The 16274-nt window shown below is 60.0% G+C and carries 15 protein-coding genes and 1 riboswitch; of the genes, 8 read left to right on the forward strand and 7 right to left on the reverse strand.

From position 1 onward, the window contains the following. Nucleotides 1-65 precede the first annotated feature (65 nt). The 4 genes from EC919_RS13315 to EC919_RS13330 form a co-directional block, all read right to left on the reverse strand. Nucleotides 66-683 (reverse strand): YqiA/YcfP family alpha/beta fold hydrolase, encoded by a 618-nt coding sequence (locus EC919_RS13315; RefSeq protein ID WP_133774568.1) that lies wholly within the window; start codon nucleotides 681-683, stop codon nucleotides 66-68. A gap of 143 nt (nucleotides 684-826) precedes the next feature. Further along, on the reverse strand, nucleotides 827-1636 hold the full coding sequence (gene cpdA / locus EC919_RS13320) for a 3',5'-cyclic-AMP phosphodiesterase (protein ID WP_133774569.1): 810 nt from the start codon (nucleotides 1634-1636) through the stop codon (nucleotides 827-829). Between the two features lie 121 nt (nucleotides 1637-1757). Beyond that, nucleotides 1758-2210 (reverse strand): DUF1249 domain-containing protein, encoded by a 453-nt coding sequence (locus EC919_RS13325; protein WP_065987826.1) that lies wholly within the window; start codon nucleotides 2208-2210, stop codon nucleotides 1758-1760. After that, a complete protein-coding gene (locus EC919_RS13330) occupies nucleotides 2201-2818 on the reverse strand; it encodes an NUDIX domain-containing protein (protein WP_133774571.1) in 618 nt (205 codons plus the stop codon). The genes EC919_RS13325 and EC919_RS13330 overlap by 10 nt, the downstream gene beginning before the upstream one ends. Nucleotides 2819-3036: 218 nt before the next feature. Here EC919_RS13330 and EC919_RS13335 point away from each other — a divergent pair, with 218 nt between their 5' ends. From EC919_RS13335 to EC919_RS13350, 4 genes are all read left to right on the forward strand, one after another. Next, nucleotides 3037-3783: an RsiV family protein gene (locus EC919_RS13335; protein ID WP_133774573.1), complete on the forward strand. Its 747-nt coding sequence runs from the start codon at nucleotides 3037-3039 to the stop codon at nucleotides 3781-3783. A 249-nt stretch (nucleotides 3784-4032) separates the two neighbouring features. Then, nucleotides 4033-5391 (forward strand): DUF6861 domain-containing protein, encoded by a 1359-nt coding sequence (locus EC919_RS13340; RefSeq protein ID WP_133774575.1) that lies wholly within the window; start codon nucleotides 4033-4035, stop codon nucleotides 5389-5391. A gap of 8 nt (nucleotides 5392-5399) precedes the next feature. After that, nucleotides 5400-6026 carry a GAD-like domain-containing protein gene (locus EC919_RS13345; protein WP_133774577.1) on the forward strand — a complete coding sequence of 209 codons (627 nt, stop codon included), beginning with the start codon at nucleotides 5400-5402 and terminating at the stop codon, nucleotides 6024-6026. 73 nt (nucleotides 6027-6099) lie between these two features. After that, nucleotides 6100-6726: a GAD-like domain-containing protein gene (locus EC919_RS13350; RefSeq protein WP_133774578.1), complete on the forward strand. Its 627-nt coding sequence runs from the start codon at nucleotides 6100-6102 to the stop codon at nucleotides 6724-6726. 53 nt (nucleotides 6727-6779) lie between these two features. Here the strand turns inward: EC919_RS13350 and cytX are convergent, their stop codons facing one another. After that, nucleotides 6780-8072, reverse strand: coding sequence for a putative hydroxymethylpyrimidine transporter CytX (cytX, locus tag EC919_RS13355; RefSeq protein WP_133774580.1), 1293 nt, complete (start codon nucleotides 8070-8072; stop codon nucleotides 6780-6782). 114 nt (nucleotides 8073-8186) lie between these two features. Continuing rightward, nucleotides 8187-10103, reverse strand: a complete 1917-nt coding sequence (gene thiC / locus EC919_RS13360) for a phosphomethylpyrimidine synthase ThiC (protein ID WP_133774582.1) — start codon at nucleotides 10101-10103, stop codon at nucleotides 8187-8189. Nucleotides 10104-10273: 170 nt separating this feature from the next. Then, nucleotides 10274-10378, reverse strand: a riboswitch (TPP riboswitch). A gap of 182 nt (nucleotides 10379-10560) precedes the next feature. Here thiC and EC919_RS13365 point away from each other — a divergent pair. Next, nucleotides 10561-12000, forward strand: a complete 1440-nt coding sequence (locus tag EC919_RS13365; protein WP_133774583.1) for a TolC family outer membrane protein — start codon at nucleotides 10561-10563, stop codon at nucleotides 11998-12000. 452 nt (nucleotides 12001-12452) lie between these two features. Here EC919_RS13365 and waaA read toward each other — a convergent pair whose 3' ends face one another. Next, a complete protein-coding gene (waaA, locus tag EC919_RS13375) occupies nucleotides 12453-13727 on the reverse strand; it encodes a lipid IV(A) 3-deoxy-D-manno-octulosonic acid transferase (RefSeq protein ID WP_133774587.1) in 1275 nt (424 codons plus the stop codon). A 163-nt stretch (nucleotides 13728-13890) separates the two neighbouring features. Between waaA and EC919_RS13380 the strand changes: the two genes are divergently transcribed. The 3 genes from EC919_RS13380 (at nucleotide 13891) to EC919_RS13390 (ending at nucleotide 16268) form a co-directional block, all read left to right on the forward strand. Continuing rightward, complete coding sequence (locus EC919_RS13380; protein ID WP_133774590.1) at nucleotides 13891-14223, forward strand: DMT family transporter; 333 nt, start codon at nucleotides 13891-13893, stop codon at nucleotides 14221-14223. A 63-nt stretch (nucleotides 14224-14286) separates the two neighbouring features. After that, complete coding sequence (locus EC919_RS13385) at nucleotides 14287-15462, forward strand: NAD(P)/FAD-dependent oxidoreductase (protein ID WP_133774592.1); 1176 nt, start codon at nucleotides 14287-14289, stop codon at nucleotides 15460-15462. Continuing rightward, nucleotides 15459-16268 carry an aldo/keto reductase gene (locus EC919_RS13390; protein WP_133774594.1) on the forward strand — a complete coding sequence of 270 codons (810 nt, stop codon included), beginning with the start codon at nucleotides 15459-15461 and terminating at the stop codon, nucleotides 16266-16268. The genes EC919_RS13385 and EC919_RS13390 overlap by 4 nt, the downstream gene beginning before the upstream one ends. Nucleotides 16269-16274 lie beyond the last annotated feature (6 nt).

Below are 16274 nucleotides of genomic sequence, written 5' to 3' on the forward strand. Positions count from 1 at the left end.
GCTACTGTTCTTACAAAAATGTTTTACAAGAATGTTCTACATATGTATTGCAGCAATGGCTCAGGTCAGAGCCCGGTCAGATCGACGCCCTGGAGCAATGCAGGTGCGAACCCGGCAAAGCTCAACAGCGCTGGCATCTTTGCAGCAAAACCCTGAAACCCGTGATCGCCGCCCGCTTCGATGCGCAATGCACAGGCCCGATAAAAGCTCTGGGCACGGCGGTAATCCAGCGTCTCGTCGCCCGTTTGCAGCCACACCTGAATCCGCTGCGGATCCTGTGGAGCGGGCACTTCCAGCTCGGCCAGCGCCGTCACGTGGTCGTGCGTCAGCTCCCAGCTCTCGCCGGTATAAAGGTTTTGTTGGGTGCCGAGAAAACCATCGAAGAGCTGGTGCGGATTGACCGCCGGGTTGATCAGCACAGCCTTGAGGCCGTGGCGCTCAGCCAGGTGAGTCGCATAGTAGCCGCCGAGCGAGCTGCCGACCAGCAGCGGCCGGCCGAGCTCCTCGATCGCGCCTTCCAACTGCGCCAGCGCCTTTCGCGGATGATGATGCAGTTCGGGCACGCGCAGATATTCGCTCAACCCCAGACGCGCCATCAGCGTCGTCAGCTGCGTGGCTTTCTGCGACCTGGCCGAGCTGTTCAGGCCGTGAATATAAAGAAGCGTCGATTGATCCTGGTTCACTCAGTTGCCTCCCAAACGGCAATCGATACACCCCGGACGGGCGGGCCTGTCGGCACTCATCCGGGCAAAGCCACGCAGTTTACAGGGTCAACTGCGCAAAGACTTGCCTGTTGATGAATCGCTGCACATTGAGGAAGTTTCCTTCAATAGCCCGCGCCGTTGATGTCGACGTCGAACAGGCCGGGATCGATGCGCGAAACACCGGTTTCGATCCGGCCTTCATCGTGCAGACGCAGCCAGCGATAGCCGGGCGCAATGTCATCGAGGCCGAAGTCCACGCTGTTCGGGGCGAACTGGATGCAGGTTGAGGGCGAAGCCATCAGGCGCACGCCGTTCAGGGATTGATCGAACGCTTGATGCACATGCCCCCAGAGCAGCGCGCGCACTTGGGGAAAACGCTCCAGCACGGCGAACAACGCTTCGGGATTGCGCAAACCAATGGGTTCCATCCACGCCGCTCCGATGGGCACCGGGTGATGATGCAGACACACCAGATGATGCCGCTCCGGCGCTTCGCTCAAGGCCTGGGCGAGCAACTGAAGCTGGCCGTCTTGCAGATAACCGGGGACAGATCCGGAAACGGCAGAATCAAGCATCGTGATCCGCCAGTTGCCGACGTCGACGACCGGCTCAAGAAAGTCGCTGTTTTGCGCGGCAATCGCCATCTCCCTCAACTCGTCGTGATTCCCCGGAATCCAGCGCGCGGGCGCATTCAGGCGATTGCTCGCGTCGCGAAACGCCTGATACGACTCAACCGTGCCGTCCTGAGACAAGTCGCCCGTGGCCAGCACCACATCAATCGCCGGCTGCTCGCCGAGCACAAGTTCGACCACCGCATCGAGACTGGCGCGCGTGGGCATGCCCAAGAGCGCGCCGTCCGCCTCGGCGAACAGATGACTGTCGGTCAGTTGAACGACCAACACGGATGAGGGATGAGAGGATGCGCTCGACAATGGCCATCTCCTTGGGCGGATGTGGCCGGATTATGGTGTGAGATTGGTGCGGCGGCAAACCTGGAAAGAGGGGCTGGTTCTCATCTGCGTGCAGAAAATCCAGCCGATAAGTCGCGCCGTCTCAGCGCACTGCCTCAAACTCATGCCCGCACGCCAGGCAATGGCTCAGCCATTCGCCCAGAAATACGTTGAGCTGGGCCTTTTCGTCGGGTTGGTGCATGTCGGCATTGGGATAGGGATAGATACCCTGGAAGCGGCGTGCATGTTCGGCGCCGATGACTTCGGCCATGCGCGCGTCGTGGTAGACCTGCACTTCCAGCACGGGCACCGGCAGCCACGGCAGGCTGTGTTCCTGACGGACTTGCAGCGTGGTGGTGTAAGGGCAATCGAGGATGACCTCGACCGCCAGCACGCCCAGCATCTGGTCGCCCTGGGTTACGGCGACACGGCGTGAGCGTTGTTGATTGCGCATATCGGGCAGCAAACGCATCAAGCGCGCGTAGTTCGCCTCGCAGGCGGCTTGCAGCCCGGCGAGGTCGACACGATAGCGCTCGCGCAGAAGATTCACGACCATAGCCCCCTTACTTCGGCGCGATTGAGCGCCAGCCATTGCATTGCAATAATAGTTGCGGCGTTGACGATGCGCCCGTCCTTGACGGCTTGCATCGCGTCGTCGAATGACCAGACCGACACCCGGATGTCTTCGGCCTCTTCGACCAGCCCGTGCAGCCCACCTGCCCCCTCGCTGTCGCACTTGCCCAGGTACAGATGCACGAATTCGTTGCTGCCGCCCGGCGATGGAAAGTATTTGGTGATCGGCCAAAGGGCGTTGAACGTCAGCCCAGCTTCCTCTTGTGCCTCGCGGTGAGCAACCTCCTCGGGCTCCTCTTTTTTATCGATCAGGCCGGCGACCATTTCAATCAGCCAGGGGTTTTCATGCTTGCCGATAACGCCGACGCGGAACTGCTCGATGAGCACAACTTCATCGCGCTTGGCGTCGTAGGGCAGCACGCACACTGCGTCGTGGCGAACGAACAGCTCACGCTTGATTTCCGGGCCCATGCCACCCGCGAACAATTCGTGGCGCAACTGAAGACGGTCGAGCTGGTAAAACCCTTTGAAGCAGGTCTCACGGTGTTTGATTTCGTAATTCGTCGGCGTCGATCTGTTGCTATCCGTCATAGATTTCTCACTGCTTGAGCACTGTGTCCGGGCCCATCCTAACGCGCTGTGGTGCGGGATGCAGCCCTTTGAATTCGCAAAACCGGTCACCGGGGTAGACGACCGCCGGGGAAAGCACTCTAATCCGCCCGATGGCGAACTGATTGCGCCACCCACAGTCGAAGGACGTTGCCGTTGCCTCCACGTGACGCCCCCTTATGCCGATGCCAAGGATCAACATGTCTTTTCTGAAGATCATTTCACTGGCCTGCGTGGCCCTGATTTTGGGCGCCTGCCAAAGCCTGTTCCAACCCAATCTGCGCAGTCCGCTGACCGTTCAGCGCGACGCCTCCGAGCTGATCAAGCCCGGCTGCACCACCGATGATTGCCCGCTGGTAAACATCGACACCGTGCATTTCCCCGATGCGCCGAAACTTGACGAGATCGTTCAGCGCACGCTGCTGCAACTGACCCGCAGCGACAGCGATGGTCCGGTGCCGCCAACGCTGAAGGCCTATCAGGAGCAATACCTGAGCCGCGCCCCGGCTCGCAACAGCAGCTACCTGCAGGCCAAAGTACGTGAGCAGCATGACGGAATCGTGGTCGTTGAGCTGTCCAGCTACGTTGATTCCGGCAGCGGCCAGGGTAATCCGGGTCGCGCGTTCATCAATTATTCCCGCCAGCAGCAGCGTGTTCTGACGCTGGCCGACATGCTGATCCCGGGGCAGGAAGCTGCATTCTGGGACAAGGCCCGCCTGGCTCATCAGGCCTGGCTGATCAGCAGCAAGCTGGACAAGGACACCGAGTTCCAGAACATGTGGCCTTTCAAGCAAACTTCCAACATTGCTCTGACGTACGGTGCGGTGATCCTCAAGTACCCGGTGACAACCATCGCCCCCTACGCCATGGGCCACATCGAGCTGAAGATCCCGTACCCGCAGCTGAACGGCATCGTCAAGCCTGAGCTGTTTCCTGGCCGGAGCTGATCGGTAGAACCTGGGCCGGCGCTCGAAAAGGCGCCGGCTTTATCTTGTAACGCCCCTTCTTGCAAACGCCTCATTTAAATAACTCTTATACTTCGCCACTTCCTACATACACTTTCCCACCCGCAAACTAATACTTTAAACAGATACATTTTCCGACCTCGCCGTTATTAAACCTCTTGTTTATTGACGCTATCCCGACGTAATCATTAAGTTCCGCACTGAACTTTTTGGAACTGTCAGGGAGACGGGATGCGCTTATGGAATATCCTGCCGTCATGGTTTGAGATTGAAGACCGGCTAAGAGATGAAATCAACAGTAGAGGCCAAGGTCACTTCAGAAGTTATCTGAATGAACACGCGCTTTCGGTCGAACTTGTATTGCGTCGTGTCGACAACATCAGAACTGCTTTTTACCGCGCCGAATTTGAAGCCAGCGCATTACTGCGACAGCGATTCGCAGACCTCGACATATCCGAAGTGCTGTTTGATCTGATGGGCGTCGTCGGCGACATGGCCATGATCATTGTCGGCAGCGTCCTGGCCGGCGCCGCGATGGGTGCGGGGGTGGGCGCTCTGGCAGGTGGCGTAGGCGCGGGGCCCGGCGCGATTGCTGGCATGGCGGCGGGGTTGCAAGCCAGCAGCTGGATTCTCGGGGTGCTTGGGCTGGCGTCGGTCGCGGAGTTTTTCGTAAAAGGCCTGCCTGCGCTGCTGGAACACTACGTGCGCGGTATCCAGGTCGCTTGGGACGGGACCCGAGGCAACGATGGGCTAAACCCGATTTCACAGGACGACCCGTGGGTTGTCGATCAAGCGGCACACCACATCGCCCGCGGGCACACGGAAGTGGTAATCCTGCTGCTCGGCGCGGTGGTTGAGTACCTGACCCGAGGCCGCGGCGACATCGCGCTACTGGCTGGCCAAATGCGCGCCAGCAGAAAAGGCGCGCGGCTGGCGCAGTGGATGGTCAAGCATGAAGAGGGTCTTAAGGCGCGGCCTGACTTACAGCCGCCTGGGGCTCGGGCAGGTGGCTCGACCACACCGGAGCCTAGGTCCGACAGCCATCGTGAAACCGATCGACCGGGCGGAAAGAAACCGCTGGGCATGCCGGAATACAAGGTGCCATGCTTTAACGCGAGCAACCTGCACCACAGCAAGATTCCCGAGTTCGACAGGCAACTGGTGGGACAGGAAAGAGGGCTGAATGATTTGACCGTGGATGAGTATTTGCGGGGGCGGGAGGCGTTCAAGGCTGGGGAGAAGGTTAGGGATCCGGGGGTGGCGAAGCAGGCACGGATGCAACTGAACGACAGGCTAGAAGACGATCTACTCAACGAGCTGCTGACGCAAGGAATGCCCTTTGACAAAGCCAGTAGTGAAGCCGAGAGGTTAGCCAACGACAAGATGCGCACGTTAGCCGCTCTTTACAATCCGGATTTGTTTGTAGGGGGAAAGGATGTCATCTCGGATTTTGGAGACCGGGGAGTGAACTCAAGCATCGGGTCTCAGTGGCGTTGGCGAGTAGATAGCTTGGACCAAGCAGTGATGAGAGTTAACGCAGCGGATCGATACACGATAAAAATCAACGCAAAGCTAGAGCGATGCAAATAAGAGGTCAAATGGAAGAATACTTTGCTTATTTTTTAAAAAGAATGGGGCCATCTATTCACAGAAGAGAGGTTCCCGTCTCTACGTGTGACAAGTACAAAGACAAACTTCCGCCCCTGTTGATTTCTCATTGGGAAAAATACGGCTGGAGTGGTTATGGGGACGGAATATTCTGGACAGTCAATCCTGCTGAATACGATGTTTTCATTTTGGATTGGCTAGCTGACTCCGGTATAAATCAGCATGATCAATTTCACGTTATCGCAAAAAGCGCCTTTGGCGATCTGTACTTATGGCAAGAAAAAACGGGCAGTCGTTTAACGATCTGCTCCGTATATGCACGTTACTCGCTTCGAAAAACCAGTTCGTCTCCTATCAATCCGGACATAAGCGTGCAGTCTTTCTTCGCCTCGAAAAAGCCAGAGAATAATGATTTAGAAGGGCTCTTCCACGGAGCGCTGAAAACATTAGGCCCGCTACAACCCGATGAAATGTATGGCTTCGTCCCTGCCCTCGCGCTCGGCGGGCCAGCCGATCTGAAGCATCTGCAAAAGGTCAAAACCATCGAGCACCTCACTTTCCTGTCCCAGCTCGCACCGCTGACAGACTGGGGATTCCCGGACCTCGACTCGCTCTGACTAACCTCAGGAAGCATTACTTGGTGAGACAGAAATCCGAGCAGGTGCGGACGAGTAACAAAAGAGAGATCGAATGGAAGAGTACTACGCATATTTCCTTGAAGAGATGGGCCCTGCGCTGGGCAGAAGAGAGGTGCCTTTATCTACACTGGACAAGTACGCTGAGAAACTTCCTCAGCAACTCCTGAATCAGTGGCGCGCGCACGGCTGGAGTGGCTACGCCGAAGGACTTTTCTGGACCGTTAATCCAGCGGAGTACCAGGAACTGGTTGCTGAATGGCTGGATGATTCGGGAATACCCGATTCCGGCTGCTATCACACGATCGCCAGAAGTGCTTTCGGCGATCTTTATCTTTGGCATGAGAAAGAGGGGAATTGGCTGAACTTAACGATCCCATACGCACGCTTCCATAGGACCAAGCCAAACGTTGGAAAATATGAATTTGATACAGTGATCGAGGTATTTTTTGCGGCACAGAGTCGAGAAGCCAATGATCTTGACGACCTTTTTCAGCAAGCGCTGAAAAAATTAGGGCCGCTACAACCCGATGAAATGTACGGTTTCGTCCCTGCTCTCGCACTCGGCGGCCCGGCCGATCTGAAGCATCTGCAGAAGGTCAAAACAATCGAGCACCTCACTTTTCTGTCCCAACTCGCACCGCTGACAGACTGGGGATTCCCGGACCTCGATTCGCTTTGAGTCGCCCGCCGGCATTGAGCCTGATTGTTTTGCTTCAGGCTCAGCCCGCTGAGTTAATGCCGTACATCGGCCTCGAATGCAGGTGCCTGTCCGCGGGCCAATACCCACTGCAACACACCCGCCACAACCAGCGCTGGCAGCGTCGCGCCGATGTCCGGATACAGGTTCGCCAGCAGATGGTAGGTGAAGATCCCGCCGATCCACGCCAGTAGCGTCATCCAGCGCAGGCCCGTCATCGCGACGCCGTGACGACGGCGGCGCAGGATGAAGTGATCCACCAGCACGACGCCGAACAGCGGCGCGAACACGGAAGCGATCATCAGCAGGAAGTTCTGGTACTGCGCCAGCGGCGCGAAGCAGGCGATCAGCGTGCAGATCACGCCAATGGCCAGCGAAAGGTGTTCGACTTTGGCCTTCAGCAGAAGGCCGCTCGACACGGCTGCACTGTGAATGTCAGCGAACGCGTTTTCCGATTCGTCCAGCAGGATGAGCAGCAGCGGAATACCCATCCCCGCGCCAGCCAGCGCCAGAAGCAGTGCGTTGGCCTCACCACTCGGGGCAAAGGCCAGCGTGTAGGCGACACCGAGGCTCATCAGCCAGAAATTGCCGATAAAGAAGCCCAGCGCCGTGCCGCCGAACACGCCGGCGGCACGCTTGCCAAACCGTGAGTAGTCAGCAATTAGCGGCAGCCACGACAGTGGCATGGCGATGGCAATGTCGAAGCCGACGGCAAATGGCATCGAACCATCTGCCGCTCGTGACCATAAGGCCGTCAAATCAGCCTTGCTGAACAAGTTAAACGTCAGCCAGGCGCACGCCGCCAAGAGCAGCCAGATGCCCCATTTGCGCAGGATTTGTCGGACGAAGGCCAAAGGGCCACTCACCGCCAGCAGGGTCGCGAGGGCACCGAAGACGATTGTCCAGAGCATGGGACTGGCCCAAAGGCTGCCTTCGGAGAAAGCGCCCGCACCCAGCAGGCTGGCGGCGTCGCGCATGACGATGATTTCGAACGAGCCCCAGCCCACCAGTTGCAGCAGATTGAGAATCGCCGGAACGCCCGCGCCTTTGCTGCCCAAGCTGAGCTTGAGCGCCGCCATCGACGATAGCCCGGTGTCGCTGCCAATGACGCCAACGGCGGCGAGCAGCAATACGCCGACCAATGTGCCGAGCAGGATCGCCAGCATCGAGCCAGACATGCCCAGCCCCGGCGCCAGCAAGGCGCCGGTCTGCAGGACCATGAGGCCGATGCCGAGGGAAAACCACAGAGAGAACAGATCGCGCCCACCAAACACCCGCTTGGCAGCGGGTACGGGGGCGTCGGGTGAGTAGGTGCCGGGAGTGTTCACTTTTGTTATCTCGCTGAGGAGCCGTTATGAGCTGCAAGCTGCAAGCTGCAAGCCGCAAGAGAAGATCAAACGCAGGCCTGCTTTCCTTGCAGCTTGTGACTTGCCGCTTGCCGCTTAGACCTTTTTATAAAGCTGACTGCCTTCCTTCCTGAACCGCTCGGCCTGCTCGCGCATGCCCTCCTCCACCGACACGTCCACCGCGCTGATCTTCTGGTTGGCGGCGTACTCGCGCACTTCCTGGGTGATTTTCATCGAGCAGAATTTCGGCCCGCACATGGAGCAAAAATGCGCAACCTTGGCAGAGTCTTTCGGCAGCGTCTCGTCGTGGTAGGCGCGGGCGGTGTCCGGGTCCAGCCCGAGGTTGAACTGATCTTCCCACCGAAATTCAAACCGTGCCTTGCTCAGGGCGTTGTCACGAATCTGCGCACCGGGATGTCCTTTCGCGAGGTCCGCTGCGTGGGCGGCGATCTTGTAGGTAATGATCCCGGTCTTCACGTCGTCCTTGTTCGGCAATCCCAAGTGTTCCTTGGGCGTGACGTAGCAGAGCATCGCGCAGCCGAACCAGCCGATCATGGCGGCGCCAATGCCCGACGTGATGTGGTCATAACCCGGTGCGATGTCGGTAGTCAGTGGGCCAAGGGTGTAGAACGGCGCCTCGTCGCAGCACTCAAGCTGCTTGTCCATGTTCTCCTTGATCAACTGCATCGGCACGTGGCCCGGGCCTTCGATCATGCATTGCACGTCGTGTTTCCAGGCGATCTTGGTCAGCTCGCCGAGGGTTTCGAGCTCACCGAACTGCGCTTCGTCGTTGGCATCGGCAATCGAACCGGGGCGTAGGCCGTCGCCCAGGGAAAAGCTGACGTCATAGGCCTTCATGATTTCGCAGATGTCGTCGAAGTGGGTGTAGAGGAAGTTTTCCTGGTGATGGGCCAGGCACCACTTGGCCATGATCGAACCGCCACGGCTGACGATCCCGGTCACGCGCTTGGCGGTCAGCGGAACGTAACGCAGCAACACACCGGCGTGGATGGTGAAGTAGTCGACGCCCTGCTCCGCCTGTTCGATCAGCGTGTCGCGGAACAGCTCCCAGGTCAGGTCTTCAGCCGCGCCACCGACCTTTTCCAGCGCTTGATAAATCGGCACGGTGCCGATGGGCACCGGCGAATTGCGGATGATCCACTCGCGGGTTTCATGAATGTGTTTACCGGTGGACAGGTCCATGACCGTGTCCGAGCCCCAGCGAATGCCCCAGGTCAGTTTCGCCACTTCCTCTTCGATGGACGAACCGAGTGCGCTGTTGCCGATGTTGCCGTTGATCTTCACCAGGAAGTTGCGACCGATGATCATCGGTTCGAGCTCAACGTGGTTGATGTTGGCGGGAATGATCGCGCGACCGCGGGCGATTTCTTCGCGCACGAACTCGGGGGTGATCTCTTTCGGAATGCTCGCACCGAAGCTATGGCCGGGATGCTGCTGGGTGAGCAGGCCGGCGGCGCGGGCCTCCTGCAGCTTCATGTTCTCGCGGATGGCGACGTATTCCATCTCGGCGGTGATGATGCCCTGACGCGCGTAGTGCATCTGGCTGACGTTGGCCCCCGCCTTCGCCCTGCGCGGATTGCGCACGTGGGCGAATCGCAGCCGGGTCAGCTCGGCATCGGCCAGGCGTTGCTGGCCGAAATTCGATGTCAGACCTGAAAGGCGTTCGGTGTCGGCGCGGGACTCGATCCACGGCGAACGCACGTCGGCCAGGCCTTTGCGCACGTCGATGATGACGTTGGGGTCGGTGTAGGGGCCGGATGTGTCGTACACGCAGACCGGCGCATTGATCTCGCCGCCGCCGTTTGTCCCTGAGCTCTTGGTTTCAAAGAAGGCGGTCGGCGTGACGTCCAGGCTGATCTCGCGCATGGGCACACGGATGTCCGGACGTAATCCCTGAACATAGATTTTCTGCGAGCGGGTGAACGGCTGAACCGACCCCGAATCGACTTGGGCGGATTCACTCAGATTGGCGTTTTTTAGTGTTGTACTCATCACGGGCTCTCCAGACATCATCCAGCAGCGGAATGAATTGTCGGAGCTTGAGCCTGATGGACACGGACGGATGCACCCTGGGACGGCATGGATGCTGAGAATCGAAAGGCGCGGACTGTTCAGAAAATGAACAAAGACGACCCCGGACGACACTCAAGAGGACTCGCCGGGAGACGAGAAATCTTGTTCCCTACGCAGGCGCTAACCTGATCAGGTTCAACGGGATCCGGATTATCCGATCTCAGCCTCATATCAAGGCACCCCGACAAGAACGGCGTCAGTCTAGTCGCGGCGCAGGCCAAACGCCAAGCGCGGAATTCAAACGCGCGTTAAATGGCTGATTTGCCCGATTGTTGTCCCTACGCGCTGGAACTACACTCGCTACGCGTCGCCAAAGCCATCTGGATCGGACGCAACGTCACCGTCTTCATACCGCTTGAATTACTAGGGAATGTCTATGCTGCGCAAACTTTCACTGGCCATTGCCGTGTCGTGTGCTTCGAGTGCGATGGCCGGGGCAGCAGACATGCCGCTGCCAACCAGGACCGGGTTGGTCAGCGTGTATCAGGAAGCGGTCAATAATAACGCCGACCTTGCGGCAGCCCGCGCCAGCTACGACGCGCAGAAGGAAATCGTGCCTCAGGCACGCGCCGGCCTGCTGCCGAACATCTCCGGCGGCGCCGACATCAATGACACTCGCACGTCGATTGACCAACCCTCCGCCGTCATCAGCCGCAGCGGCACGGTCTATCGAGCGACCTTGAGTCAGCCGATTTTCCGTGCTGATCGCTGGTTCCAGCTCAAGGCCGCAAAGGACGTCAACGAGCAAGCGATCCTGCAGCTCTCGGCCACCGAGCAGAACCTGATTCTGCAAAGCGCCGAAGACTATTTTGCCGTGCTCCGCGCACAGGACAATCTGGCCTCGACCAAGGCAGAGGAAGCGGCGTTCAAACGCCAGCTCGACCAGGCCAATGAGCGCTTCGATGTCGGCCTGTCGGACAAGACCGATGTGCTTCAGGCACAAGCCAGTCACGACACTGCCCGCGCGGCGCGGATCGTCGCCAAGCGTCAGGTGGACGATGCGTTTCAGGCGCTGACAACCCTGACCAACCGTGATTACAACTCTATCGAAGGCATCGTGCACAGCCTGCCGGTGCTTGCGCCAACGCCCAACGACGCGAAAGCCTGGGTCGACACCGCGACGCAACAGAACCTGAATCTGCTGGCCAGCAACTACGCCGTCAGCGCTGCCGAAGAGACGTTGCGTCAGCGCAAGGCGGGCCACGCGCCGACCGTCGATGCGGTGGCGCAGTACGAGAAAGGCGACAACGATCCGCTGGGCTTCACCAACCCCAACTACACCGGCCAGAGTTTTCACGGCAGCGTCGAGCAACGCACCATCGGCCTGCAAGTGAACATCCCGATCTACAGCGGCGGGCTGACCAGTTCGCAGGTCCGCGAGGCTTATGCCCGGCTTGGTCAGAGCGAACAACAACGTGAAGGCATGCGCCGCCAGGTGGTGGAAAACACCCGCAACCTGCACCGCGCGGTAAACACCGATGTCGAGCAGGTGCAGGCGCGCAAACAGTCAATCATCTCCAACCAGAGCGCGCTGGAAGCCACGGAAATCGGCTATCAGGTCGGCACGCGCAACATCGTCGACGTGCTCGATGCACAGCGCCAGCTGTATGCATCGGTGCGCGATTACAACAACACCCGCTACGACTACATCCTCGACAACCTGCGCCTGAAACAAGCCGCCGGCACGCTGAGCCCGGGTGATCTGCAGGATCTGTCGCGCTTCCTGAAAGCCGATTACAACCCCGACAAAGACTTCCTGCCCCCGGATCTGGCGAAAGAAGCGGCGAAGAACTTTGAGCGGCCGACGGTGCGGTAACAGGGAGAACGTGCAGGAGCGCGCTTGCCCACGAATACGTCGCCAGATTCAGCAGGTTGGAAGGCTGGCACACCGCGTTCGCCAGCAAGCCGGCTCCTACAGGTTAGCGTTGGTTCGTCGAATGAGGGCCAGCCGCCAGTGCATGCAGCGTCGTCCCAAACATCGCATTCGCGGGCAAGCGCGCTCCTACAATGAATGGGTCGCTTCAAACGCATGATTGGCACCATGCACAAGATCTGGCGCCGTAGGGGAAATGGCGTCCTGCGCAAGACCTGTAGGAGCCGGCTTGCTGGCGAAGAAGTCGGCACATTCGACATCGTCAGTGGCTGACACGTAGCGTTCGCCAGCAAGCCGGCTCCTACAGATTCGCGTTGGTTCATCGAATGCAGGCCAGCCGCCAGTGCATGCAACGTCCCAAAAATCGTGCTGGTTCGTCGAATGCGGGCAAGCAATCAGCCCAACAACCTTCCAATCCCATCCAGCAACTTCTGCAATGCCCCCTGATTCGCCCTCATCACGGCCAATCCGGCATTGGCCATCGCCTTGGCTCTCTCGGGCTGGTCGATTAAATCACGTACCGTTGCAGCCAATGCAGCCGAATCGCTTACCTCCTCCAAGGCGCCGGCACTGCGCAGCATCGCGGCGATTTCGAGGAAGTTGAACAGGTGCGGGCCGCTGAGAACGGGCTTATCGAGCGCCGCAGGCTCCAGCAGGTTGTGACCGCCGTTGGGCACCAGGCTGCCGCCGACAAAGGCGATGTCAGCCAGTGCGTACAGAAAGAGCAACTCGCCCATGGTGTCGCCCACCAGAACCGAAGTTTCCGGCGTCACAGGTTCGGCCGTCGACCGCCGGACGCTGGCGAATCCCTTCTGCTGGCTCAGCTCAAACACGCTGTTGAACCGCTCGGGGTGACGGGGCACGAGAATCAACAGCGCGTCGGGATGGGCTTGCATCAGCGTCCTATGGGACGCCAGCACCACCTCGTCTTCGCCCGCATGGGTACTGGCGGCAATCCAGACCGGACGCTGCAAGGTCTGCCATTGGGCACGCTGCTGAGCGGCCCGCTCCAGCAATTGCGGATCAATGGTCAGGTCGAACTTGATCGAGCCCGTCACGGTGACGCACTCGGGCCGAGCACCCAGGTCACGGAAGCGCTGGGCCTCGGTTTCGGTCTGCACGGCAATCAGGCTCATCTCGGCGAGCATCGGCCGAGTCAGGCGGGCAAAGCGTCCGTAGCCACGGGCGGAACGCTCTGACAACCGCGCATTCGCCAGCACCGTTGCAATGCCGCGTTTCGCACACTGATGAATGTGATTGGGCCACAGCTCGGTTTCCATGATCACGCCGATCTTTGGCTGGATATGATCGAGAAAACGCCCGGCCGCCCACGGAAAGTCGTAGGGCAGATAGCAATGCTGGACGCGCGGCTCATGGGCGAACAGCGACTGAATGCGCTCCGAGCCGGTTGGCGTCATGCAGGTGATGGTGATCGGCAGTTGCGGATAGCGGGCCAGCAACGCACGAATCATCGGCGCGGCGGCGATGCTCTCGCCCACCGACACGGCATGCACCCAGATTCCCCCGCGCTGCATCGCGGGCAAGCCGAAAGCGAAGCGCTCGCCGACCCGTTGCGCGTAGGCCGGCGCCTTGCGTGAACGCAGCCACAACCGCAGGGCGATCAATGGGAGGCCGAGGTGGAACAGGATGCTGTAGAGGGTTCTATTCATGGGCCCGGAGTTTATCAGCCAATTGCTGTCAGATTTCCATCGAGCTTCGCACATATCTTGCCCGACGCATTGCGCCGGCCCCCACCCTGCCAGCCCGAAAGGCGCCGGTTGTTCAGTACCGGGTAAGCCGCTTTAATGACGGCCATCGAAAAGGAGTGACACCATGTCTGCGTACTACCTGCTGGCCATCGCTATCTGTGCCGAGGTCATCGGCACCGTGTCCATGAAAGCCGTCAAAGGCCTGAGCACGCCGATCCCGCTGCTGCTGGTGATCGTCGGCTACGCCATTGCGTTCTGGATGCTCACGCTGGTGGTGCGCACCATCCCGGTTGGCGTGGCCTACGCCGTATGGGCGGGCATGGGCATCGTCATGGTCAGCATCGCCGCACTGTTTATCTACGGCCAGAAACTGGATCTGCCTGCCATCGCCGGCATGGGTCTGATCGTCGCAGGCGTCGTGGTCATCCAGCTGTTCTCCAAGACGGCGGGTCATTAAGGGGGTTACGGAAAACAGCCTTCCCCTATAATGCCGGCATTCGTTTCGCCATTTGAGGTGCCCATGTCATCTGCTATTTCCACTGACGTCCTGATTGTCGGCGCGGGCGTTGCCGGTCTCTGGCTCAACGCGCGGTTGCGGCATCAGGGCTTTTCGACGGTGGTGGTGGAAAAAGCCAGCCTGGGTGGCGGCCAGACACTCAAATCCCAGGGGATCATCCACGGCGGCGCCAAATACGCGCTGCACGGCGCGCTGTCCGGCGCCTCCGAAGCGATCGCCGACATGCCCCGCCGCTGGCGCGAAGCTCTGGCCGGTAAAGGCGAGCTGAACCTGTCGGGCGTCCGCCTGCTTTCGGAAGCCCACTACCTGTGGTCGCCCGGCACCATCGCCGGCAATCTCACCAGTTTTTTCGCCAGCAAGGCCGTGCGCGGGCGCGTTGATCAGGTCAAGGGCAGCGACCTGCCGCCCGCGCTTCAGGATCCGCGCTTCAAAGGCAAGGTGTATCGCCTGGCCGAGCTGGTCATCGACATTCCCAGTCTGGTAAAAAAACTGGCGGAGCTGGCGGGCGACAGCCTGCTTGCTGGCCAGAACATCGAGCCACTGCGCCACGACGGCGAACTGGCCGGACTGCGCGTCGACGGCCGCGACATCTACGCCCAGCGAGTGGTGCTCAGTGCCGGCGAAGGCATGGCTGATCTGCTCAAGGCGCTGAACGTGAGCCAGCCGGCCATGCAACGCCGGCCGCTGCACATGGTGCTGGTCAAAGGCCCGACGCTCAAACCGCTATACGCCCATTGCCTGGGTGGGGGGCCGAAACCACGAATCACTGTCACGACCCATCCGGCGGCCGACGGCCAGTGGGTCTGGTACCTGGGTGGCGACATTGCCGAAGCCGAAGGCGTCGCCCGCAACCCTTCCGAGCAGATCGCCGCCGCGAAGAAAGAACTCGGGAATCTGTTGCCCTGGGTTGACCTCAGTCAGGCGCAGTTCGCCACCTTGCGCGTAGACCGCGCCGAGCCGCAGCAAAGCGGTCTGGTGCGACCCGACAACGCCTTCCTCGACGTGCAGGGCCGCTTGTTGGTCGGCTGGCCCACCAAGCTGGCGCTGGCCCCCGACTTCGCCGATCGCGTGCTGGCCTCGTTGTCCCGGGATGACATTCACCCGACCCCGCAGCCGCCACACACCGACTTCCCCAAGCCGCCCCTCGCCATTCCTGTCTGGGATCAACTGCTGCCATGAACACCCTGCACGATCTGCATCGGCCGCTCGGCACCCTCGACATCAATGTTTCCCCCCTGGGCCTGGGCACGGTGAAGCTGGGCCGCGATCAGGACGTGAAGTACCCCAATGGTTTCACGATTCCCGACGACGTCGAGGCGCGGATGCTGCTGAAGCTGGCGCGCGATCTGGGCATCAACCTGATCGACACCGCCCCGGCATACGGTCGCAGCGAAGAACGCCTCGGCCCGCTGCTGCGCGGGCAGCGCAAGGACTGGGTGATCGTCAGCAAGGTCGGCGAGGAATTTGAAGCCGGCCAGTCACGGCACGATTTCAGCGCCGAACACACGCGGCTGTCGGTGGAGCGCAGCCTGCAGCGTCTGGAAACCGACTTCATCGATCTGGTGCTGGTCCACTCCGACGGCAACGACCTGCACGTGCTCAATGAATGCGGCGTCTACCAGACGCTGGCGGACCTCAAGCGCGAGGGCAAGATTCGCGGGTTCGGCTTCTCGGGCAAGACCGTCGAGGGCGGGTTGCTGGCCTTACAGGGCGGCGACGTCGCGATGGTCACGTACAACCTCAACGAACAGGGAGAAAAGCCGGTCCTCGACTACGCTGCTGCACACGGCAAAGGGGTGTTGGTCAAAAAAGCGCTGGCCAGCGGGCACGTTTGCCTGAGCCCCGGTGTCGATCCTGTGCATGCCAGTTTCGAATTGCTGTTTGAACATCCCGGCGTCACCGGTGCTATCGTCGGCACCATCAACCCGCTGCATCTGGCCCATAACGTGGCAACCGCCGCTGCCGTGATCCGTCGTCAGCCCTGAGACGCA

The sequence above is a fragment of the Pseudomonas graminis genome (assembly GCF_004364335.1).
GTDB classification, from domain to species: domain Bacteria; phylum Pseudomonadota; class Gammaproteobacteria; order Pseudomonadales; family Pseudomonadaceae; genus Aquipseudomonas; species Aquipseudomonas graminis_D.

Bases quoted from the DNA above. Each gene is read 5' to 3' on its own strand.
- EC919_RS13325 (WP_065987826.1), bottom strand. From the start codon at position 2,210: ATGGTCGTGAATCTTCTGCGCGAGCGCTATCGTGTCGACCTCGCCGGG.
- EC919_RS13330 (WP_133774571.1), bottom strand. From the start codon at position 2,818: ATGACGGATAGCAACAGATCGACGCCGACGAATTACGAAATCAAACAC.
- EC919_RS13335 (WP_133774573.1), top strand. From the start codon at position 3,037: ATGTCTTTTCTGAAGATCATTTCACTGGCCTGCGTGGCCCTGATTTTG.
- EC919_RS13340 (WP_133774575.1), top strand. From the start codon at position 4,033: ATGCGCTTATGGAATATCCTGCCGTCATGGTTTGAGATTGAAGACCGG.
- EC919_RS13345 (WP_133774577.1), top strand. From the start codon at position 5,400: ATGGAAGAATACTTTGCTTATTTTTTAAAAAGAATGGGGCCATCTATT.
- EC919_RS13350 (WP_133774578.1), top strand. From the start codon at position 6,100: ATGGAAGAGTACTACGCATATTTCCTTGAAGAGATGGGCCCTGCGCTG.
- thiC (WP_133774582.1), bottom strand. From the start codon at position 10,103: ATGAGTACAACACTAAAAAACGCCAATCTGAGTGAATCCGCCCAAGTC.
- EC919_RS13365 (WP_133774583.1), top strand. From the start codon at position 10,561: ATGCTGCGCAAACTTTCACTGGCCATTGCCGTGTCGTGTGCTTCGAGT.
- waaA (WP_133774587.1), bottom strand. From the start codon at position 13,727: ATGAATAGAACCCTCTACAGCATCCTGTTCCACCTCGGCCTCCCATTG.
- EC919_RS13380 (WP_133774590.1), top strand. From the start codon at position 13,891: ATGTCTGCGTACTACCTGCTGGCCATCGCTATCTGTGCCGAGGTCATC.
- EC919_RS13385 (WP_133774592.1), top strand. From the start codon at position 14,287: ATGTCATCTGCTATTTCCACTGACGTCCTGATTGTCGGCGCGGGCGTT.
- EC919_RS13390 (WP_133774594.1), top strand. From the start codon at position 15,459: ATGAACACCCTGCACGATCTGCATCGGCCGCTCGGCACCCTCGACATC.